Here is a 21,194-nt window from a genome sequence, read left to right on the forward strand (position 1 = left end):
AAAAAATTTATGATATGAAGAATAGACTCGTTGCTATATTTTCTTTAATCGTAGGATTAATTACAGCACAACAACAAGCTTATTACCAACAAGAAGCTTCTTACAAAATGGAAATCGATGTAGATGCTGCTAATTACTCTTATCACGGTAACCAAGAAATAAAATATACCAATAATTCTCCTGATGAACTTTCAGTAGTGTACTTCCACTTGTATTGGAATGCTTTTAAACCCAATTCTTTGATGGATCAAAGAGTGCAAAACCAAGGAAAAAATGCAGACGGAAGATTAACTGAATTCGGAAGTTCTAAATTAGCTTCTATTCCTAAAAACGAAGAAGGTTCACAAACCGTAAACTGGATTAAACAAAACGGAAAACTTCTAAAATTTGAAGTTCAAGAAACCATTATGAAGGTTTACCTCAACGAAAAAATAAAACCAAACTCTACCACCACTTTTACGATGGATTGGGATTCTGTAGTTCCTAAACAAATCCGTAGAAGTGGTAGAAACAACAGAGAAGGTGTAGACATGACTATGACGCAATGGTTCCCAAAACTAGCAGAATATGATTATGACGGTTGGGCAACTTTTGATTATGTAGGTAGAGAATTTCATGCTCCTTTTGCTGATTTTGATGTAACCATTAAAATTGATAAAGATTACGTAATAGGCGCAGGTGGAATTTTAGAAAATCCCTCAGAAGTAAAGGGTTACACCGAAAATCCTACGATAAAAACAGATAAAAACGACAAGGCAACTTGGCGTTTTACCGCAAAAAATATTTTAGATTTTGCTTGGGCTGCAGATAAAGACTATTCCGTAGAAACCTTCATCGTTCCAGATGGACCAAAAGTGAATTTTGTCTACCAAAAATCTGAAAAAACACAATTTTGGAGCGAAGCACAACCTTACATTACCAAATATTTCCAACTGATGAATGCCACTTTTGGCAGATACGTTTATCCTACCTACAGTTTTGTACAAGGTGGAGATGGCGGAATGGAATATGGAATGTGTACCATGATTCTGGGCGAAGCGAGAAGTTTGGAAGGTTTATTAGGATTGATGATTCATGAAGGAGCGCACTCTTGGTACCAGCAAATGCTTGCCACTAACGAAAGCACAAAACCTTGGTTAGATGAAGGATTTACCAGTTATGCAGAAGATTTCGTGATGAATGCACTTTTCCCTAAAGATGATATGCCAAATCCTTTTTACAATGCAATTCAGTCTTATGTAAGATTCGTAAAATCTGGCAAAGAAGAACCAGCAGTTTGGTTAGCAGACCATCACGATAATGGAACGGCTTACACTGTAGCTTCTTACACCAAAGGCGAATTATTCTTAGTAGAATTAGGCTACATTGTGGGTGAAGAAAATTTATCTAAAATTTTGAAAAAATATTACCAAGACTGGAACCTTAAACATCCTACAGATAGAGATTTTCTCCACATTGCACAGCAAATTTCTGGTATGGATTTGAAATGGTTCCATCACTATTGGATTAACACGACCAAAACCATAGATTACGCCATAAAAGATGTAAAATACAATGATGATTCTACTACGATTACGCTCGTAAATAACGGTGAAGTTCCTATGCCCATTGATTTTAGCATTTTTACAAAAGACAAAAAAACGGTGAACTATCACATTCCGCTGAATATGATGAGAACTCCTAAAACCAAAGATTATTTTGGAGATTTCCAAACCTTAAACTATTGGAATTGGACTACCAAAGAATACACTTTGACCATTCCTTACAAAAAATCTGATTTACAAATTTTAGGAATAGATTTCTCACAAAGATTGGCAGATGTAAACCCCGAAAATAATTTTTTAGAAGTGAAATAAAAGTTGAGAAATTTCTCAACTTTTTTTATGCAGAAAATGCTTAACTTTCGGCTCTAATTTTTCTTTTAAAAATCAATGACGAGCATTGTAATAAACATTGGCAACACCAATATTAGATTTGGCCATTTTATTGATGGTAAATGTGATGTTACTTGGATTATTAACACCAAACCTTACGGAACTAGAGACGAACTTTTCGCCCAATTTTCTATGCTGTACCAAACGTACAATGTAGATGTAGAAAAAGTAGATAAAATCATTATTGGTTCTGTGGTACCTCAGCTTACACACATTATCAGCAGTGCTTTGTATAAAATTCACGGAATAGAATCCATAGTGGTAGATAGAAAAACGCACTCTCCTATTCATCACAAGTCTAATCAAATGGGAACTGATATTTTTGCCAATTTAGTGGCAGCTCATTTTCTCTATCCCAACAAAAAGAAAATTATTTTAGATTTCGGAACTGCGCTTACTGCAAGTTGTGTAGCCGAAGATGGAGAAGTTTTGGGAGTAATCATCGCTCCAGGAATTATCACTTCTCTTAATTCTTTGGTGAAACAAACCGCACAACTTCCTGAAATAGAACTCACTAAACCAAAATCTGTTTTGGGACATGATACGGTTTCTTGTATGACTTCGGGGATGGTTTATGGATTTTTAGGAATGGTAGAAGGTTTTATTGACCGTATAAACGAAGAAGTAAACGATAAATGTTTCGTGATTGCAACAGGTGGCGTTTCTCATGTTTATCAACCTTTGACCAATAAAATAGACATCGCGGATAAATTACACACTCTAAAAGGTCTTTATTTCCTAGGGAAAGACAAATAATTTCAAAAAAATTGTAGAATTTTCTTTTGAGGAAAACTGTATTTCTTAGACGAAATCTCGCAGCCCGACTTGAGTGAAGCTCTTTTTACGAAACGTAGTGAAGTAAAAAAGCGGGAACGGAAGGCGGAAAAGCTGCCCAAAAATTATCTTTTATTTTTAAAGAAATTTTTCACGATTTCTGAGCATTCATTTTCTAAAATTCCCGAAACAATTTCTGTTTTAGGATGAAGTTTCACATTTTGATTGATGAAGCCCCGGTTTTCATCTCTCGCACCGATGACAACTTTTGAAATCTGTGACCAAGTTAGAGCTCCCGCACACATTACGCAAGGTTCTAGCGTAACATACAGGGTACAATCTTTTAAATATTTTCCACCCAAAAAATTAGCTGCAGAGGTAATTGCCTGCATTTCTGCGTGCGCAGTCACGTCATTTAATTGTTCTGTAAGATTATGACCTCTCGCGATAATTCTATCTTTGAAAACAATGACGCAACCAATAGGAACTTCGTCTTTTTCTTTGGCAATTTCGGCTTCTTGCAAAGCCTGTTTCATAAAATATTCTGGTGTAAACATTACTCTTCTACTACAAATTTTACAGGCAAGACAAATTTAGATTTTACATTCATTCCTCTTTGAAAAGCACTTTCCCATTTTCCAGTGGTCATTAAAAATGCCAGCAAAGCTAAATCGTTAAATTCTTTCTCCGATCCTTCAACTTTTTCTATGTAAAGTGAATGGTCATTTTGAACAATGAAATGGATTTTAGCAGATTTGGTAAAATATTCATCTAATCTATCTTGATATCGATTTTTGATAAAATCATGCACTTCTTTATATAGAGCGGGAAAACCTTGAGAATAATTCGCTGTTTTATCTGGAATTTCTTGTTGGGCTGCTTCTTGACTTGGGCCAATCAATTTTTGAGATTCTAAATACGTTTGAACCGCCGAAAAATAATGGTTAAAACGTTCTCTATTATTTTTTCTTCTGCTGAGTAGATTTTGGTAATAAATTTCGCTTATTTCAGACTCAGATTTTCCTTTAATTTCTTCCTGATATTTTAGCTTCAGTTGATTTTCTATGCTGTCATGCTTTGTTTTTAGAGTTTTTAAAGATTCTAATTGTTGAGCATTTATCCCACATGTAAAAAGAAGAAAGAAAAAGATTTTTAGCATAATCATTATTCGAATTTAATACTCAAAGGCATTCTGAAAGCATATTTTACAGCATTTCCTTTTTGAAGAGCAGGCTTAGTAAATTTTTCTGAAATAAGATACATGGCAATTTCTGCTTGTTTATTAAAACTTATGTTCTCACCTTCTGCTTTGATATCTGTAATTGAACCATTTTCATCTACCACAAAACTCACGGTAGTATTGAGTTCATTTTTACAATATTCAATTCCTTTTGAATAAAATAAAGAAGCTACTTTTTCTCTCAAAGCATCTATTCCATTGGGGAATTCTGGTGTTTGTACATTTTGAAATTCAATTTCTTCATTTTTAGCATTGATATTTTTAAGACCTTCGTTATTCTTAACTCTAATTAAAGCACCAAGATAAGCCACATTTCGAACGCTGTCTATTTTTTGAATAAAATAATTATAATCTTTTTTCAAATTTTCTTTAACAAAAAGATTGGTTTCAGAATTGTACTTTTTTTGAAATTCTGTATTTATAAGTTGTTTCTGTGAGTCAAAATACATTTTAACTCTTTTAAATTCATCATTCTGCTGCGAAAATCCAAAGCTAAAAATCACTAAAAAAATGGTAACAGAAATTGTTTTCATTTGCTAAAATTGAGTAATGGTAAAGTTAATGATTTTAAATAAATAGAAAAATTTTCTAAAAAAAACCATTAAAACATTGCAAAAAGCACTTAAAACAAAGCTTCTATAACAAAATACCAAAAACCTACTGTTGCAAAACCTACAATAATGCTAATCCCAATAATAAGATTAGTCAATTTCGTATTGAGTCTAAATTGTTCTGCAATAATACTAGAAGTAATAAGTGTTGGCATTGCTGCTTCAAAAACGCTTATTTTGGCAACATTTCCTTTAATTCCCAAAGCAAAAACCACCAAAAGAACAATAAGTGGTGCCAAAAGTAATTTGTATAACATAGACATAGAAATCTGAGGAATAAGTTTTCTCCAACCACTAAATTTCAATTGTAAACCAACGGAAAATAATGCCAAAGGAGCTACCGTTCCTGCCAATTTATCAAACAAAGGTTCTGCAAAGTCCAAATTTATAAACTGAGAAATTACCAAAGCACTAATACATCCTATAAACGGAGGAAAAGTAAATAATCTTTTCAAAATGAACTTTGTACTAACGCTACCACTCTTACTTCCTCCTTTTAAAGCAGAGATAATTCCTAATGTAGACAATGTAAGAAACATGGTTTGGTCTGAAATAATGGCTATACTTAATAACTTTTCGTTATAAAAAGCAGCAATAAGAGGAAACCCAATGAAAGAAGTATTGCTGTATCCACTTGCGATTTCTAATGTACTTCTAGACCTTCTGGAGTAATTTTTTGCTTGAGAATAGTATTTCATGAAAAACAAACTTCCCACTGCAATTAAAACCGTAGAAAAAATAGGAAAAAGCATTTCTAAAGACCATTCTACTTTCGGTAAATACTTAAAAGAAACGGCTGGAAGTGCCAAATAAAGAATCCAAGTATTTATCCCTTTGTGAGCATCTGGATGAATAGATTTGGTAGATTTAAATATCATTCCCGCCAATACACACAATCCAATCAACACAAAATTTACCATAACCTAAATTTTAAAATGCAAATTTATGAAATTCTATTAAGAAAAATCTTACCGTATGTTATCATTTATAAACAAAAAAAAAATCTCACATTTCTGTGAGATTTCTATTTCTGTGGGTCCTGAGGGATTCGAACCCCCGACCCTCTGGGTGTAAACCAGATGCTCTGAACCAACTGAGCTAAGAACCCTAATTTTTTTTGAGGGATTAGTTACCCCCGACTCTCCCGATGATCAATCGGGATGCTCTGAACCAACTGAGCTAAGAACCCGAATTTTTTGAAAAGGTTTCGTTCCTTTTTTGTGGGTCCTGAGGGATTCGAACCCCCGACCCTCTGGGTGTAAACCAGATGCTCTGAACCAACTGAGCTAAGAACCCTCTTTCACGATTTCTCGTTTTGAGTGGTGCAAATATACAACTTATTGCGATTTCTACAAATTTTTTTCTAAAAATTCTCCCACCACAAAGTTACTTCCACCCACAAAAATCATTTCTTCTGTTTTACATTTTATTTTAGCTGCCTGAAAACCAGCATCTACTGTTTCAAAAATTTGAAAATCTATTTTTGCAGAAATTAGTAAATCTTCATACTCTTTTGGGTTTCTTCCTCTGCTAATAGACGGTTTTACAAAGTAATATTGAGCATTTTTGGGTAAAATTTTCAATACCTCATCTATTTTTTTATCATTCACAAAACCAAGGACAATGTGTTTATATTTGTCAATGGCATTCAATTGGGCAAAAACCATTTCTAAACCAGCTTGATTATGAGCGGTGTCACAAATAATCAACGGATTTTCTGAAAACTGAAACCATCTTCCAATAAACTTGGTGTTTTGGTGAACTTTCATCAAGCCATTTTCAACAGCACTTTCAGAAATTTTTATGTTTTGTTTCCTCAACTCATCTACCAAAGCCAGAACTACTCTTATATTTTTCTTTTGATAATTTCCCTTCAAATCGGTTTCTAAATCAGTAGAAATTCTGGTGGCATCTATAAATTCCGAATGATTTTCGATGGCTTTTTGTTGAATAATATTTTTCACCAAATCTCTTTCGTCGCCAGAAATAATGGGAATATTATTCTTTACAATCCCTGCTTTTTCTGTGGCAATTTCTTCCAGAGTTTCGCCTAAAATATTCTGATGATCTAAATCTACATTGGTAATAGCAGAAACTAAAGGTTTTATAATATTGGTAGAATCTAATCTACCGCCCAAACCGACTTCAATAATGGCAAAATCTACCTTTTTTTGATAGAAATATTCAAATGACATAATCGTGGTAAATTCAAAAAAAGAAGGAAGAATTTCTTCTGGAATATTCCTCAATTTTTGAATAAAATCAAAGACAAATTCTTTCTTACAATTATTTCCATTAATTTTAATTCTCTCCGTAAAATCAATTAAATGAGGGGAATTATACAAACCAACGATGTATCCTTGTTCTTGTAAAACTGAAGCCAACATATTACTGGTAGAGCCTTTTCCATTAGTTCCACCAATATGAATCATCTTCAGTTTTTCCTGAGAATTCCCGAAAAAATCACAAAGTTTTGTAATATTTTCTAAACCTGGTTTATACGCTTTTTGACCGTCAATTTGGTAATTAGGCATTTGTACAAAAAGCCAATCTAGTGCTTCTTGATAAGCTTCTTGAGTAAAAGAAATTGGAGTATTTTTTGACACAAAAAAATTTTTTCAAAGATAAAAGGAAATGTAGAATTTTAAAAATTTGATTTAAGCAAAACCCGTGTTTCCGTTGCAGAATTGCGCCCCGAGTTGAGCGGAAATCCTTTTTTGCGCGGCAGCTTCGCTGCCGCGCAAAAAAGATTGGGAGCGGAACGAGGAATTTGGCGCCCAAAAAAATCTAAAAAGTAATTTTATATGTTCCGGTAGAATTGGTAGAGGCTTTTTCGGCTTTTACATATTTTTTTACCCAAATTACCGCAGCAGTAACGACACATGGATCAGAAATTCCACTGCTTCTGCGCGCTGAAATCACGTTTCCAGCTTTGTCAACCGTATAAGAAATGGTAATGGTTCCGTTTGCTGTACAGTTATGAGAGGGCTGTTCTCCGCCTTTTCCCATGGTTCCGGGAATGTAAGAAATAAGTTTTCGGTCTAAGCCAATTTTGCTGTCACCATCTCCTTTTCCACCAAGAGGATCGCCAGAATTCCCAACGGTTCCATCAGTTCCTTGCGTTCCAGTCTTCGTTCCTCTTCCTTTGATAAGATTGCCAATTGCGGCGGTTCCTTGTCCGTCACCTTGAGCATTTTTGGCAGTGGTATTGCTGGTGGATGATGTTTTAGAGGTGGTAGATTTGGAAGCTGTAGTTTCCGAAGATTTAGTAGATTTTTTTTCTGTTTTCTCTGTTTTTACGGCAGTAGTTTTTTCGGATTTTCCTGTGATGATTTTTTCTGCAGGTTTTTCTACAGCTTTTGGAGTTTCTACAATTTCTTGAGGCTGTGGTTCAGGAGTTTTTAATTCTTCAGGGATATAGATATCTGCCGAAGCTAAACTTCCTTCTTGATTAGCAGGTTCTTCAGCTCCATTTCCGTTTCTATTGTCGCCGAAATTAATCAGCATAGTGGTTACTTTCTCTTCTTTTGGGATTTCTCTCACGAATTGGTAATAAAAAATCAACAAAAACAACAATGCCGAAATCAGCGCAGTAAGTGTTGCGCTTTTTAGCTTGTCAATTTTTTCGTCTCGTTTATGTTGAGTTATCGTTTCCAATATAAGTTTGGCTAAATTTGATTTTAATTTCTATAAATGGACTTAGTCCATTCCAATTGACTATTCTTGAACCGTAGCAATCGCTAAACCATATTTGTGTTTTTCGGCGATTTCCATGGCATAAACTACGTCTTTATGCTTGCAATTTTCGTCTGCTCTAATCGTGAAAGTAGGATTAGGCGAACCTTCTACCAATTTTACAATATTTTGTTCTAGTTGTTCTTTTGGCGTCTCTAAATCATTTACAAAATACTTGCCATCTGCATTTATTGTAACGGTTGTAGGGTCTGTAACACTAGGATCTTGAGCGGCAGCTTTTGGCAAATTCACATCTATTGCGCTTTGACTAATTGCTGAACTGGTAATCATAAAGAATATCAATAACAGAAAGATAATATCTGTCATCGAAGCCATACTGAACTCGGCGCTTACTCTATTTCTTCTTTTCAATTCCATACTTAAAAAGTTTGAGGTTAGGTTTTAGAAGAATTAAAGTGGTTTGTTTAGTGTATCTAAAAACTCATTCACGTGAGTTTGAATTTTTAGCACCAATCTATCTACATTGGTCACCAAAATATTATAGAAAAAATAGGCTGGAATTCCCACAAATAAACCAACTGCCGTAGTTGCCATCGCAGTATAAATTCCCGATGCTAATAGTTTCGGTGAAACTGCTCCCGTAACATTAGAAATTTCGAAAAACGCCATAATCATTCCGACTACCGTTCCCAAGAAACCTAACATAGGTGCAGCTCCAGAAGCTGAAGCAAGAATATTTAGGTTTTTCTCTAGTTTAGAAACTTCTAATTGACCTTGGTTTTGCATTGCATTTGAAATATCAGAAATAGGTCTTCCTATTCTGGTTAAGCCTTTTTCTATCATTCTGGCTTCTGGCGAATCTGTTCTTCTGCATAAATCGATAGCAGATTGTATTCTTCCGTCATGAATGCAGTCTTTAATGTTTTCTAAAAAATTAGGAGTTTCTTTAGAAGCTCTTTTGATGAAAAAATATCTTTCGAAAAAAACATATAATGCTAAAATTCCCAAAAGGAAAATAGCAATCATAATGGTATTTCCTATAATTCCTCCGCTGAAAAGTACATCCCAAAGTGAAAATACTTGTTTCTCTGTCACTTTATTGTTAATGATAGTAGTCGTGGCTTGTAAAAACATAATGAAAAATGTTAAGTTCGAATTTCTAAACGATAAATTTAGTGAAAAATTGTAGAATTTCTCGTAGCAATGAATGTTTTTTGAAAAATACTTTTCAAAAAAAACTTTAAAAATAAAATAAGATTCTGATGGTTTTAAACGGGAAAGAAAACAGCAGAAAGTTACTCTTCTATTTCGATATCATCTGCTTTGAAATGACATTTCAATTTAAAAGGAATGGGTTCGTCAGAACCGGTATAGAAATCATCTATTTTCCCTTGCCAGAATAATTGTAGCACATCGTCTTCGTCTTTAGAAAAACTAAGTTCATTCTCGTAGAGATAGGCTTCTTCGTCGTCATAAAGGTCTACTTCTGTATAGGTTTCTTCGTCTGTATCTTCTATACGGAATGTTTTTCCTTCTAATTCATTAGAATCAATAGGAAATTCGAATACGTCTAAGGATAGCTGAGGAAAATTATATTGTAGAGAATCGTCTTCTACATGGTCTAAAGAATCATCTGTAATGATTTCTACTTCCAGAAAATTTTTTGAATTGAGATAAACCGCCTTGCAATATGTGCTAGAGATATGGTATTTAAGGGTTTCTTCTGGGTGATAGATTTTTAAAATCCCTTTCATGATGGTGTGTTAAAAAGAATGTTTGTTTTTAAGTTTAAAAAAAAAATGATTGTCTTTAACAAAGATAAAAAATTTATAAAACCATAAAAGGTTTTTCGTTAAAAATCATAAAAAACGCAGTAAAAAATTTACTGCGTTCGTTATTTTGAAAAATTTATTTGAAGTTAAACTTCAGCGTGAGTACCACTTGTCTCGGCCTAATGTTAACCGTGGTGTAAGAAGTCTGATTAAAGGTAGAGTTAAAAGTTACATTTTCGAATACATTATTATTGGTAATATTCAATACTTTTAGTTCTAAATCTATTTTTTCTTCGGACATAGAATATTGGTAAGAAAGGTCAAAGAAAGCATTTTTAGCCGTTCTTTCTCTGTTGCTAGAATGCAATTCATCCCAAGTAAATCCTAATGTGTGATTTTTGAAAGGATAAACATATGCAGAAAGTGCGTGGTTAAATAAATTGGTTTTGTTATTAAACCTTGCATCGTCTGGAGATTTTGTGTTATTAAAATTCCAATTAGCATTATAATCTACACTTAACCAAGAGAAATAATTGTTATTAAATTTAACACTTACGCCTTGATTTACGCCTTCTACATCTATAAAACTAGATTCTGTAGGTGTAGAATTGGCCGGTAATTGTTGGTAATTGTTCAATGAGTAATTATATCCTACGGAAGCATTGGTCTTAAACTTAGGAAAATATTTCCCGAGTTCTGTTCTTGCAGAATTGGTTTTACTGTTATTCTCTAAATTATATCCTTTGATGATAAACTGCTGACTTGCTTCATCTAATTCGTTTAGGAAAGTTACGTTATTGGTTCTATCATTAAAATTATAACTTACATTAAAGAAAATGTTATTTAATGGATTTCTGTATTCTAATCTTGACCCTACAAAATTAGACCTTGTTTGCTGAATATCAGTATTTCTAGAAGATAAATTTTTAGCAGACAAAAGAATAAAACCATTATAAACATCATTGATGCTTCCAAAAGAATTGGTAATTCCCGCGAAAGTTGAAAATTTCCAGAATGAGGTCAAATCATATCTCATAAACAATCTTGGTTCATAAGTCACTTTATTTAGAGTTTTATCTAAATTATTGGTTCCAGTTGCAGAAATATTATTAAAATTAACAGGGAAACTTAAATTCACATCTAAACCTTCTCTCTTGTAATTTACCATCATTTGTGCATAAGGTTTTAGATTTTTAAAGTTAATGTCATTTTCTAATGCATTTCCACTAAATTGGTAATCCTGAATAGAGTTTCCTGTAACGCCATTTACATCTGTAAGTAGTTTGTTATTGGTATAATTAAGACCAACTTCTGGTGTAAAAGTCCAATTCTTTTTAGACAAACCAATAGATGCAGAATGTATCGCTTCGAAAGTTTTCAGATTAAGGAATTGATGTACCACTTCACTGTTATTTCCACCATCTACATTTTGTAAATTCACCACATAATTTGCTGGATTGATGAATAAATCTTGCTTGTCATCTCTATAACTGATGAAAGACATTGCGTTTACTAATCTTTCTTTCCAAGGAATAATAGCACTTAATGAGTTTTGGAAACTATTAGATGGCGTTTTTGTTCTTTGGTTTGAAGCGATATTGTTATTTTTAGTATTCGCTAAATCTCCGTTCCAAAGTCCGTTATAAGTAGTGGTATTTTTAAAGAAACTTTTGTTGGCGTTTTTAGAGAAAATAATTTCACCTTTTGCTTGGTTGGTATAGAAATTATTAGACACTAATGAAGTGTTGGTCAAATCATTATTCGCATTGAAGGTTTTTACCATGCTTTCTCTTTCTATGGCGTTATTGCTATAACTTGCATTAGCTTTTAATTCCCATTGCTTCGAAAGATTAGTCAAAACATTAGCAGATAAATAATGTACATTGTTCAATAAATATCTTTTTACAGGAACGTTTTGAGGAGTAGCCGCGTTTTCTACAGAAAGCCAAGAATTTTCAGAAAAATTTCTTCTCATTCCTTCAAATCTATTCCCAAAAGCCAGAATATTATTCTCTTTTTCTACTTCTTCTCCCATATTATTGGTTTTGTAATTCAAAACCCATTGGTATTTTTGAGTAAAAAGCATCGGAGAAAGTTTTACATTCCAAAGAGATGGCGCCACGCCAAGAGAAGTTTCTCCTCTTCCTGTCATGGTAATAGATTTTTTGAGCTGCACGTTAATCGCCGCATTTTCCGAAGAAAGTTTATCCTGAAGAATTTTTACAGGTTGGTGATTTTCAAGCACTTCTACTTTTTGCACAGCATCTTTTGGGAGAGAATTATTGATTAAGCCGTAACTTCCTTCCATTAAATCTTTTCCGTTGACATAGAATTTGTTAATCGGTTCACCTTGATAGAGAATAGAACCATCTTTATTTACTTCAATCCCAGGAATTTTTTTCAAAACATCTGCTAAACTTCTATCTGCCTTACTTTCGAAAGATTTTAAATCATAAGAAATGGTGTCACCACGTTTGGTAATGAGTTTAGTTTTCAGTTTTACTTCTTTGATTTCTGTGGCTTTTTCTTGAAGCACAAAATTCAAAGTCTGAGTTGCGTTATTATAATTTTCGGTAATGGTTTGGTGGTTAAAAGCTTTTACTTTTACAAGAATTTTTTCGTCATTGCTTGTAAAAGTCACTTTATAATTTCCTTTGGCATCGGTAATTGCATATTCTAAAATGGCATTTTTGCCTATTTCTTCTATGGTTACACTTGCACTTGCAAGCGGTTTTCCGTCATCATTTTTTACGGTTCCAGAAATGGTTTTTTGAGCAAAAATTACAATTGAAAATAATAAAATAAAGGTAAATGAAAGTATTTTTTTCATGTTTAAAAGTTTATCACTAAAGTATTAGTAAAAGAAAAGGATATTGTGTTACAAAATTTTTAGAAATGAAATTTTCATCAACTCTAAAAGTTTAATTTTAAAATATTATGATAATCTAGTAATACTTTGAAAAATCAGAAAAAATCTATGGTTTTTACCTTTACTAAAAAAATCCTTGTTTCAGGTAAATTAAGTTAAGGATAAAAATTGAATATTTTGAAACTTGAATAAGTCTGACAATTCATTGAGTCCTTCAATAATATAAAATCTATCTTTGAGTATTTTTAGTTGTACAATGATAATTCAATAAAATTGTTACTTCTTTTAATTTTTTCATTCTCCTTTTCTTCTTGATGTCTAATCATATCCGAAGTTGAATAATCTTTACCATCATAATTTATTTTAATTCCGTGATTAGAATTAAAAATATTAAATTTCAAATCTCTTGCAGGGTCTTTTTTAAATAATTTCCATTCACTTTTAAATTCAGTATTATTCAATTTCTGCTCCTTTTTTGTTCTTGTTTTTAAAAATTCTAAGTAGCCATTTTTATTCTTTTCTATTCCAATAAATTTAAATTGGTGTTGGTTTTTAGTATCTGTGATTTCAATGATTAAACCAGGTAGACCCGAAAATTTATAGGGACCATCAAAAATAGGGATATCTTTAGCATACCAAGCTATCCAACTTCTATTTCCAAAATTTGAAATTGCTTTTTGAACTTCAATCCCATTTATTATTTTTTTTTCTTGTTCTAATTTCCAACTAATAGAAGGTTTATCTAAAACAGCATAATGAGTATATCCTAAGTTTGTGTGATAAATCACCTCAAAATTAGGATATTGTTTCTCAACAAAATAAGAAATTTTTGATTGATCTCCATTCAAAATATTCTCTCTTCTTCTATTTTTCTCAATTACTAATGAATCAAATTTATACTTTTTATAACTGTAAAATACAGAGCCTTCTTCGTGAATATCAAGTATCATTTCCTCATTTTCAATATTGTTAATATTAGTTGAATCACTTACAAAAGAATAATCATACATTACTCGATAATTTTGACATAACGCAGTAAATGATATCATAATAAACATTGATATGAATATTTTTTTATTCCCACTCATATATTTTTTCAATTTCATTTCTCTTTATTTTATGCCTTGTTATTATTGTTCCAGCTGGCGCCTTACTAACTATTTTATCAAAATCTTCTTCTTTCTTCTTTTCTTTAATCTCTAAAAAATCTCTTAGTTTAATTTTTATAGACTCCTTAATTTCAGGGATTTTATAATCATTTTTATAATTTGTATCAACTTTTATTGCAACCCATGAATTATATTCCAAATTTTCATTTTCTGAAATTTCTAAGATAAGTCCATCTAATCCATAAAATTTAAAAGGCCCAGTATTGTATTTTAAATCTTTTGTATAAAAAGCTGTTATTTTTGAGCCTCTAAACTCTGCAGTTGCTTTGTTACATAAAAATCCAGCTATATTTTTTGTTTCATTATAATTTGTACTCCATTTTATAACTGGTATATCATCCTCTACAAAATAAATAGTATCACCAATATAATCTTTAATAATAGTTTTATTCGGATTATTTTTATAATAAAAAATTTTATACAGTTTATCCTTGGTGAAAAAAATCGCCTGATTATTATTCATTGAATTTTTTTCATCAAATGTGTTTATTGTGATAGAATCTCTTATACTTACAATATTGTTTTTTGTTATGAACAAATCTTCTTGAAAAGTTGTAAATTTAGAATTCTTGTTCATATAAATAACTTTTATGTTTTGTGAATATAAAACTCCTGTCCAGAAAAATAATAACATTAGTATTGCTTTCATAATAAATAAGTATTAAAACCGTGATTAAATAATCACGGTTCATTTTAAATTAATTTGCTGTTAATTGTTCTAATCTATATTTAGCTAAATCTTGCAATTTTGGTAACTGTACGCCCAGTATTCTTCTGTCCATGAATACACTGCTTCTCCAGCAGAATTATACATAGTAAATGTTATAGTACACGTTCCAAGCAAATCATTGTAGGCAATGTTATTTCTTAGATTTGCATTTGCATTAAAATCCGCTGCAAAAGCAGATAAAGAAAAGAAAGTAGTCATTGCTACAGTAAACAATAATTTTTTCATAAAAAAGAAATTTAATGGTTAATAAATAATTAGTTTTTGATATATGAAAAAATTTCACGTCTAGAATAGAAATGTTTTCATGGTTATCTTCTACAAAAATGAAAAAAAAAAAAAAAAACTACGCAAGTTTTTTCTTGTAAAATTGATGATTTTCAAAAATCCCCTGTGATTTTTTATGAAAAGACTGTTATGAATTTATTTTTACAAAAATTATGTTAAATAAAAGAAGACAATATCTGTGTTTTGTAAAAAATAAACTTTTCCACAAGAAACGTATTCCTGTTGCTAAATTCAGTAATTTTGCAGAAATTTAATTTTCAAATAAAAATTTATCTCAACATCATATGTCTTTAATCAAAAGTATTTCAGGAATCCGTGGAACCATCGGTGGTAAAGTAGATGATAATCTTACACCTGTAGATGTAGTAAAATTTACTGCAGCTTTCGGAACTTGGCTTCAAAAAAATAAAAATAAAAAAGATTTAACCTTAGTCATTGGTCGTGATGCCAGAATTTCTGGTGCTATGGTTAATTCATTGGTTACCGCTACTTTACAAGGATTGGGAATTCATGTGGTAGATTTAGGACTTTCTACTACGCCAACTGTAGAAGTAATGGTTCCAGAACTCAATGCTGATGGCGGAATTATCTTAACCGCTTCTCACAACCCAAAACAATGGAACGCGCTGAAATTGCTCAACGAAAAAGGAGAATTTATCAGTGGTAAAGATGGCGCAGAAATGCTAGAAATCGCCGAAAAAGAAGATTTCAACTTTGCCGAAGTTGACGATTTAGGAAAATACGAAACTAGAACGGATGCTTTTGATATTCATATTCAGAAAATTCTAGATTTACCAATGGTAGATGTAGAAGCGGTGAAAGCTAAAAAATTCAAAGTCGTTCTTGATGCGGTAAATTCTACCGGTGGAATTTCGCTTCCGCCACTTTTAGAAAAATTAGGCTGTGAAGTCGTGAAGTTATATTGCGAACCAAACGGACAATTTCCGCACAATCCAGAACCTTTGAAAGAGCATTTGACAGACATTTGTGATTTAATTAAAAAAGAAGGTGCAGATTTAGGAATTGTAGTGGATCCAGATGTAGACAGATTGGCACTTATTGACGAAAATGGCGAAATGTTCGGCGAAGAATACACTTTGGTAGCTGTGGCAGACTATTTGCTGAGACATAAGAAAGGAGTTGCAATTTCTAATCTTTCTTCGAGCCGAGCTTTGAGAGATGTAGCTAGAAATCTAGATTCAGAATATTTTGCAAGTGCTGTAGGAGAAGTAAATGTGGTGACTTTAATGAAGGAGAAAAATGCAGTTATTGGTGGAGAAGGAAATGGTGGAATTATCTATCCAGATTTGCATTACGGAAGAGATTCTTTAGTAGGCGTTGCATTATTTTTGACACATTTGGCAAAAGAAAATAAAACAGTTTCGGAGCTTAGAGCAACATACCCAGCATATTACATGGGTAAAAAGAAGATAGAGCTTACTCCAGAAATTGATGTTGATGCACTTTTGGTAAAAATGCAGGAAGAATATAACATTTCGACTTCGCTCAATGTGGAAGAAATTTCTACGATAGACGGTGTGAAAATTGATTTCCCAGAAAATTGGGTACATTTAAGAAAATCTAATACCGAGCCAATTATTAGAATTTACACAGAAGCCTTTTCTCAGCAAGAAGCAGATGAACTGGCAGACAAAATGATAGCAAAAATTAAAAGTTTGATTTAATTGCTGGATGATGGAAGTCAGAAGATGGAAGTTTTAAAAATTATCTTTGAAATCCAAACACCTGACATATCAAATAAAGCACTGAAAATCAATTTAAAATATTAAAATTCATTCGATTTCTGAAACAAGAATTCAGACCAATAAAAGTCTAAAATCTTGAATCTAAAATCTCAAATCTTATATCATTTGGAAGAATTTTTTGAAAATGAGCTTGCTAAAAAGTTCGAAGACATGATAGAAAATAACGAACAATTCTACTTTGACACAGAAGAAGTAGAAGACATTGTTATTTTTTATTTAGAAATGGGAGACATTAATTTTGCAGAAATGGCTGTGAATTATGGCTTAAATCTTCATCCTAACTCTATCGAACTGAAAGTTAAGCAATTAGAAGTCTTTTTAGAACTTGAAAAATATGTTCAAGCTCGTCAATTAATTGAAGAGTTGAAACCTTCATGTTCAGAAAGCACCGACTTTTTGGTTTGTTGTGCCAAATATTATTCTAACAACGGAAATCCTAGAAAATCAATAGAATTTTGTGAAAAAGCATTAGAACTTGAAGAAGAAGAAAGCTTCTTACATAATTTCATTGCAGATGAATATTACAATCTTCAAGACCCTTTTAATGCATTGAAAAACTATAAATTAGCATTAAAACACGATCCTCAAGATGAGTATGCACTAGAAAGTGCGATGATGTGTTATGGCGAAATGACTCGTCATGCTGAAGCAGAAGAATTTTTGCAAAATTATATCAATCAGTTTCCTTTTTCAGAAACCGCTTGGTTTGAGATGGGACAATTCTATTTCAACCGAAAAAACTACGAAAAAGCAATTCAGTCTTTTGATTATCTATTAGCGATTAATTCTGATGCAGCTGGAGTTTATGCCAATAAAGCAGCGTGTTATGAAGCGATGGAACAATGGGAAAAAGCGATTGAGGTTTACGAAGAACAGCTTGAATTAGAATATACCAAAGCTTTTACTTTTTACAAAATTGGATTGTGCTACAAAGCTGCCAAAAAAAATATGGAAGCGCTTCGTGCTTTTCAGAAATCTTTAAGAGAAGACCCACAGTTTTATCTTTCGATGATGGAGCAGAGCGATCTTTATTTGGAAATGGGAAGCATGAAAGAAGCTTTACACTTTGCTAAAGAAGCAGTAGCGCTGAATGAAAATAACCTAGAATTTCAGAAGAAATTAGCCTTTCTTTACATAGATTCTGGCAGATTCGAAGAATCTCTTTCTTGTCTTAAAAAATTAGTAGATGTAGAGCCAAAAAGATTTTATAATTGGTACGCATACAGCGAAGTAATTATGCTTATCGGCGAATATGAAGACGCAATTACTGTTTTAGAACAAGCTACCAAAATTCACCAGAGAGCAGAATTGTATTATCAGCTCAGCAATTCTTATCTTCACTTAAATGATGAAGAAAACGGACAAAAAGCTTTGCAAAAAGCCCTAGAACTAGACGAAAGTCTTTCGAACGATATGCAAGAAAAATATCCTTTTATTAAGGAGCAAATTTCTAAAGAAAAGAGTAAAAATAAATAGCAAATCCCGAGAAATGGACTGCCCCCAAAAAGTTAGACACTTTTTAGGGGTATTTTTTATGGGAAAAAGTAAATATTCAGTAGACTTTAAATTAAAAGCTATAAAGAGATATCACAAAGGGGACATTGGAACAGACGATTTAGGAAAACGCATTGGAGTTTGTGGTTCCTTGGTTCGTAAATGGATAAAATTTTATGAACTTTATGGAGTTTCAGGACTTGTTCGGCTTTCCAATACGCATTACACAAAAGATTTTAAATTAAAGATTTTATCAGTAATTGAGAAAGAGAATTTAAGTTTAAAAGAAGCGTCGAGAAGGTTTAATATTCCTGCGGAGTCCAGTATTCTTAGTTGGCAGCGTAATTACAAAAAAAATGGTATTTTAGGTTTAGAAAACAGACCCAGAGGAAGACCTAAAACCATGAGTAATTACAAGCGAAAAAAAAAGAAAACAGGCAAACCCTTAACAAGGGAGGAAAAACTGTTGGAGAGGATTTATTATTTAGAAGCCGAGAACGCCATTTTAAAAAAGTTAGACGCCTTAATTCAGGAAAGGAAAAATCCAAAGCCATCGAAGAGTTAAGGCAGGACTTTGATTTAGCAGTACTGCTGCATTGTACATCGATGGCAAGAAGCAGTTTTTATTACTATCAAAAACGCTTTCAAATGAAAGATAAATATGCGGAAATAAAAGAAATGATTAATCAGATTTATCATCGTCACAAAGGAAGGTTGGGCTATAGAAGAATTACTTTGCTTTTGAAAGAAAAAGGAATTTTGATTAATCACAAAACTGTTTTACGACTTATGAAAACATTAGGATTAAAGAGTATTATCCGAGTGAAGAAATATAAATCTTACAAGGGAGAGCAAGGGAAAATTGCGCCCAATGTTCTACAGAGGAATTTCAAATCGGACACTCCTAATCAGAAATGGGCAACCGATGTTACAGAGTTTAATGTATCGGGTAATAAACTTTACCTATCTCCAATCATCGATTTATTTAATGGTGAAATTGTCAGTTTTGACTTATCTGAAAGACCTGTGTTTAGCCAAATCATCAGAATGCTAAAGAAATCATTCAGAAAAGTAAAATCTACACAAAACATCATTCTACATTCTGATCAAGGTTGGCAATATCAAATGAAACATTACCAAAACTTGTTAAAAGAAAAAGGTATTATTCAAAGTATGTCCCGAAAAGGAAACTGTTTGGACAATGCGGTGATAGAAAACTTTTTTGGAACGATAAAATCAGAAATGTTTTATACCAGAAAGTTTGGTTCCATTCAGGAACTTAAGATCGAAATAGTGAAGTACATTCACTATTACAACAATGATAGAATAAGACTCAATCTCAAAGGAAAGAGTCCGGTACAGTACCGAACTCTTTCCTTTGAGAATATTGTTTAATTTTGTCTAAACTTTTGGGTGCAGTCTAAAATTCTTGGGATTTTTTTATTTATAATTCTGTTCTAAAAACCAAAAGAACTCTTCCATTCTATACACATTATTCGCGACTAAGAAAACGAATAAAATTCCTAGAAAAACCGTCAGAAAAGAAAGCATTTTTGGAGAGTTTTTATACCCGAAAAATAACCAACCCAACATCATTGGAACTACAAAAATGAAATGTCCGCCGTAAATATAAGAAGTGTGTAACCCAAATTTCAACACGCAGTGAATAATGATATCTACGAAAAATGAAAGTATTAAAATCTGCACGAATTTGTTTTTGAAATTTTTAAAATAACTCCAAAAAACAAGAACCAGAACTGCGCCAACGAAAATATACGGAGCTACAGATGTGAAAACATCCATAAATAGCGCGTTGTAGTGAAATCCTTTTTTATTGTGATAATCTCTCACCACGAAATTAGAAAAAATCATATTTCCCCCGAAAAACCAAGACGAAATCATATCCCAAAGTGGCGTAACTTTCGGTTTTGAGAATTTCTCGTATTGTTCACCTGTTTTAGTGAAAATCCTCATGTAATCCCAATCTAATCGGTATAAAAATAACAACACGAAAACCGCTGCCGAAATCACAACTCTAATCGCGGCATTGAAAAAGTTTTTAAAATTCTTGAATAAGCCTTTCTCAAAAAGGATAGGAATGTAGACTTTTACAATATTCGTAATGGTTAAACCGCCTACTAAAACCGAAGCAAAAGTGAGCGGAAATAGAGAAATTTTCTTTTCTTTTTTGAGTTTTGCCGCTGCATAATAATTAAAAGCTACCAAAAACAGCAAAGTATAAGTATAAGTTTCTGGCGTGAACGAAAGCAGAATTGGAGTGGTGAAAAACGCGAAGAAAAATATAATTAAAACATTGATTTTCAATGGAATTCTCACAATATTTCTTAAATATTTGAATAATTGAACCAAAGCCAAACTCACGGCAAAATTACTGCACGAAGCCAAAACCAAACGGAAAATTTCGTTCTTTTTACCATCCGAAATCCAAAGTGCAAATTCTCTGATAAAATCGAAGAAATAATTAGAAAGCGGATGTCTCTCGAAACCACCACCTGTCATCACAATCGAACGATTATCAAAACTGAAATATGCATCCCAAGGAATTCTATCGTCAAATATAATTCTGTAATTCAGGGCGATATAGCTTCCTAAAATTCCGTAAGAAGTAAGAAAAATGATGAACAAAATCCATTCAATCCCATTGCTTGGAAAAATGAGTTTTAAAGTGTCTTTGAATTTTTTCAAGGATAATTTTTTTTGCAAAAATAATTTATTTTAACCACAAAAGAGACAAAAGATAAAAGACGTTTTTAAGTTATTCAATAGTAAAAAAAGCTAAAAACCCTTCCTTTTTGTACTTTTAAAATTCTTTTTTTTCAAACTATTCTTTTGT

General features: G+C 32.3%; 19 protein-coding genes and 2 tRNA genes. 5 read left to right on the forward strand and 16 right to left on the reverse strand.

Going from position 1 to position 21,194, the window contains the following annotated elements:
* Nucleotides 1-14: 14 nt before the first annotated feature.
* Together EB819_RS10940 and EB819_RS10945 are read left to right on the forward strand one after the other, a co-directional pair.
* Nucleotides 15-1,856 carry a M1 family metallopeptidase gene (locus EB819_RS10940; RefSeq protein WP_069797470.1) on the forward strand — a complete coding sequence of 614 codons (1,842 nt, stop codon included), beginning with the start codon at nt 15-17 and terminating at the stop codon, nt 1,854-1,856.
* A 75-nt stretch (nt 1,857-1,931) separates the two neighbouring features.
* Nucleotides 1,932-2,690, forward strand: coding sequence for a type III pantothenate kinase (locus EB819_RS10945; protein WP_069797468.1), 759 nt, complete (start codon nt 1,932-1,934; stop codon nt 2,688-2,690).
* A gap of 143 nt (nt 2,691-2,833) precedes the next feature.
* Here the strand turns inward: EB819_RS10945 and EB819_RS10950 are convergent, their stop codons facing one another.
* The 15 genes from EB819_RS10950 to EB819_RS11020 all read right to left on the reverse strand — a co-directional run bounded on the left by EB819_RS10950 (nt 2,834) and on the right by EB819_RS11020 (nt 15,020).
* Complete coding sequence (locus EB819_RS10950) at nt 2,834-3,265, reverse strand: nucleoside deaminase (protein ID WP_069797466.1); 432 nt, start codon at nt 3,263-3,265, stop codon at nt 2,834-2,836.
* A complete protein-coding gene (locus EB819_RS10955) occupies nt 3,265-3,867 on the reverse strand; it encodes a hypothetical protein (RefSeq protein WP_124878762.1) in 603 nt (200 codons plus the stop codon). The genes EB819_RS10950 and EB819_RS10955 overlap by 1 nt, the downstream gene beginning before the upstream one ends.
* Nucleotides 3,868-3,872: 5 nt before the next feature.
* The gene (locus tag EB819_RS10960; protein WP_069797462.1) at nt 3,873-4,481 is read right to left on the reverse strand and encodes a hypothetical protein; all 609 of its coding nucleotides are present in this window, start codon (nt 4,479-4,481) and stop codon (nt 3,873-3,875) included.
* A gap of 89 nt (nt 4,482-4,570) precedes the next feature.
* A complete protein-coding gene (locus EB819_RS10965) occupies nt 4,571-5,479 on the reverse strand; it encodes an AEC family transporter (RefSeq protein WP_069797461.1) in 909 nt (302 codons plus the stop codon).
* A gap of 113 nt (nt 5,480-5,592) precedes the next feature.
* Nucleotides 5,593-5,667, reverse strand: a tRNA-Val gene (locus tag EB819_RS10970).
* A gap of 113 nt (nt 5,668-5,780) precedes the next feature.
* A tRNA-Val gene (locus EB819_RS10975) sits at nt 5,781-5,855 on the reverse strand.
* Nucleotides 5,856-5,908: 53 nt separating this feature from the next.
* Nucleotides 5,909-7,093: a bifunctional folylpolyglutamate synthase/dihydrofolate synthase gene (locus EB819_RS10980; protein ID WP_069797484.1), complete on the reverse strand. Its 1,185-nt coding sequence runs from the start codon at nt 7,091-7,093 to the stop codon at nt 5,909-5,911.
* A gap of 253 nt (nt 7,094-7,346) precedes the next feature.
* Nucleotides 7,347-8,216, reverse strand: a complete 870-nt coding sequence (locus EB819_RS10985; protein WP_124878764.1) for a ferric siderophore ABC transporter substrate-binding protein — start codon at nt 8,214-8,216, stop codon at nt 7,347-7,349.
* A 60-nt stretch (nt 8,217-8,276) separates the two neighbouring features.
* Nucleotides 8,277-8,672 (reverse strand): ExbD/TolR family protein, encoded by a 396-nt coding sequence (locus EB819_RS10990; RefSeq protein ID WP_069797459.1) that lies wholly within the window; start codon nt 8,670-8,672, stop codon nt 8,277-8,279.
* A 33-nt stretch (nt 8,673-8,705) separates the two neighbouring features.
* Nucleotides 8,706-9,389, reverse strand: coding sequence for a MotA/TolQ/ExbB proton channel family protein (locus tag EB819_RS10995; protein ID WP_069797457.1), 684 nt, complete (start codon nt 9,387-9,389; stop codon nt 8,706-8,708).
* A 161-nt stretch (nt 9,390-9,550) separates the two neighbouring features.
* The gene (locus tag EB819_RS11000; RefSeq protein WP_069797455.1) at nt 9,551-10,009 is read right to left on the reverse strand and encodes a hypothetical protein; all 459 of its coding nucleotides are present in this window, start codon (nt 10,007-10,009) and stop codon (nt 9,551-9,553) included.
* A gap of 154 nt (nt 10,010-10,163) precedes the next feature.
* Nucleotides 10,164-12,857 (reverse strand): TonB-dependent receptor, encoded by a 2,694-nt coding sequence (locus EB819_RS11005; protein WP_069797452.1) that lies wholly within the window; start codon nt 12,855-12,857, stop codon nt 10,164-10,166.
* A 284-nt stretch (nt 12,858-13,141) separates the two neighbouring features.
* A complete protein-coding gene (locus EB819_RS11010; protein WP_074650979.1) occupies nt 13,142-14,002 on the reverse strand; it encodes a GLPGLI family protein in 861 nt (286 codons plus the stop codon).
* Nucleotides 13,971-14,714, reverse strand: a complete 744-nt coding sequence (locus tag EB819_RS11015) for a GLPGLI family protein (protein ID WP_069797449.1) — start codon at nt 14,712-14,714, stop codon at nt 13,971-13,973. The genes EB819_RS11010 and EB819_RS11015 overlap by 32 nt, the downstream gene beginning before the upstream one ends.
* An 84-nt stretch (nt 14,715-14,798) precedes the next feature.
* A complete protein-coding gene (locus EB819_RS11020; protein WP_069797447.1) occupies nt 14,799-15,020 on the reverse strand; it encodes a hypothetical protein in 222 nt (73 codons plus the stop codon).
* Between the two features lie 344 nt (nt 15,021-15,364).
* Here EB819_RS11020 and glmM point away from each other — a divergent pair, with 344 nt between their 5' ends.
* From glmM to EB819_RS13050, 3 genes are all read left to right on the forward strand, one after another.
* A complete protein-coding gene (gene glmM / locus EB819_RS11025) occupies nt 15,365-16,765 on the forward strand; it encodes a phosphoglucosamine mutase (RefSeq protein WP_069797445.1) in 1,401 nt (466 codons plus the stop codon).
* Between the two features lie 186 nt (nt 16,766-16,951).
* A complete protein-coding gene (locus EB819_RS11030; RefSeq protein ID WP_069797480.1) occupies nt 16,952-18,322 on the forward strand; it encodes a tetratricopeptide repeat protein in 1,371 nt (456 codons plus the stop codon).
* Nucleotides 18,323-18,380: 58 nt separating this feature from the next.
* Nucleotides 18,381-19,735, forward strand: a protein-coding gene (locus EB819_RS13050; RefSeq protein WP_394337960.1) for an IS3 family transposase whose coding sequence is annotated in 2 segments (ribosomal slippage) — nt 18,381-18,855 and nt 18,855-19,735 — 1,356 coding nt in all. Because the reading frame shifts where the segments join, the coding sequence is not laid out codon by codon here.
* Nucleotides 19,736-19,780: 45 nt separating this feature from the next.
* On the opposite strand, the gene EB819_RS11045 is transcribed toward EB819_RS13050, so the two are convergent.
* The gene (locus EB819_RS11045; RefSeq protein WP_069799943.1) at nt 19,781-21,046 is read right to left on the reverse strand and encodes a DUF6080 domain-containing protein; all 1,266 of its coding nucleotides are present in this window, start codon (nt 21,044-21,046) and stop codon (nt 19,781-19,783) included.
* Between the last annotated feature and the right edge of the window lie 148 nt (nt 21,047-21,194).

The organism is Cloacibacterium normanense (genome assembly GCF_003860565.1).
Lineage (GTDB): Bacteria > Bacteroidota > Bacteroidia > Flavobacteriales > Weeksellaceae > Cloacibacterium > Cloacibacterium normanense.

Coding starts and splice junctions, on each gene's coding strand:
- EB819_RS10940 (WP_069797470.1), top strand. CDS start 15: ATGAAGAATAGACTCGTTGCTATATTTTCTTTAATCGTAGGATTAATT.
- EB819_RS10945 (WP_069797468.1), top strand. CDS start 1,932: ATGACGAGCATTGTAATAAACATTGGCAACACCAATATTAGATTTGGC.
- EB819_RS10950 (WP_069797466.1), bottom strand. CDS start 3,265: ATGTTTACACCAGAATATTTTATGAAACAGGCTTTGCAAGAAGCCGAA.
- EB819_RS10955 (WP_124878762.1), bottom strand. CDS start 3,867: ATGCTAAAAATCTTTTTCTTTCTTCTTTTTACATGTGGGATAAATGCT.
- EB819_RS10960 (WP_069797462.1), bottom strand. CDS start 4,481: ATGAAAACAATTTCTGTTACCATTTTTTTAGTGATTTTTAGCTTTGGA.
- EB819_RS10965 (WP_069797461.1), bottom strand. CDS start 5,479: ATGGTAAATTTTGTGTTGATTGGATTGTGTGTATTGGCGGGAATGATA.
- EB819_RS10980 (WP_069797484.1), bottom strand. CDS start 7,093: ATGCCTAATTACCAAATTGACGGTCAAAAAGCGTATAAACCAGGTTTA.
- EB819_RS10990 (WP_069797459.1), bottom strand. CDS start 8,672: ATGGAATTGAAAAGAAGAAATAGAGTAAGCGCCGAGTTCAGTATGGCT.
- EB819_RS10995 (WP_069797457.1), bottom strand. CDS start 9,389: ATGTTTTTACAAGCCACGACTACTATCATTAACAATAAAGTGACAGAG.
- EB819_RS11000 (WP_069797455.1), bottom strand. CDS start 10,009: ATGAAAGGGATTTTAAAAATCTATCACCCAGAAGAAACCCTTAAATAC.
- EB819_RS11005 (WP_069797452.1), bottom strand. CDS start 12,857: ATGAAAAAAATACTTTCATTTACCTTTATTTTATTATTTTCAATTGTA.
- EB819_RS11010 (WP_074650979.1), bottom strand. CDS start 14,002: ATGAAATTGAAAAAATATATGAGTGGGAATAAAAAAATATTCATATCA.
- EB819_RS11015 (WP_069797449.1), bottom strand. CDS start 14,714: ATGAAAGCAATACTAATGTTATTATTTTTCTGGACAGGAGTTTTATAT.
- EB819_RS11020 (WP_069797447.1), bottom strand. CDS start 15,020: ATGAAAAAATTATTGTTTACTGTAGCAATGACTACTTTCTTTTCTTTA.
- glmM (WP_069797445.1), top strand. CDS start 15,365: ATGTCTTTAATCAAAAGTATTTCAGGAATCCGTGGAACCATCGGTGGT.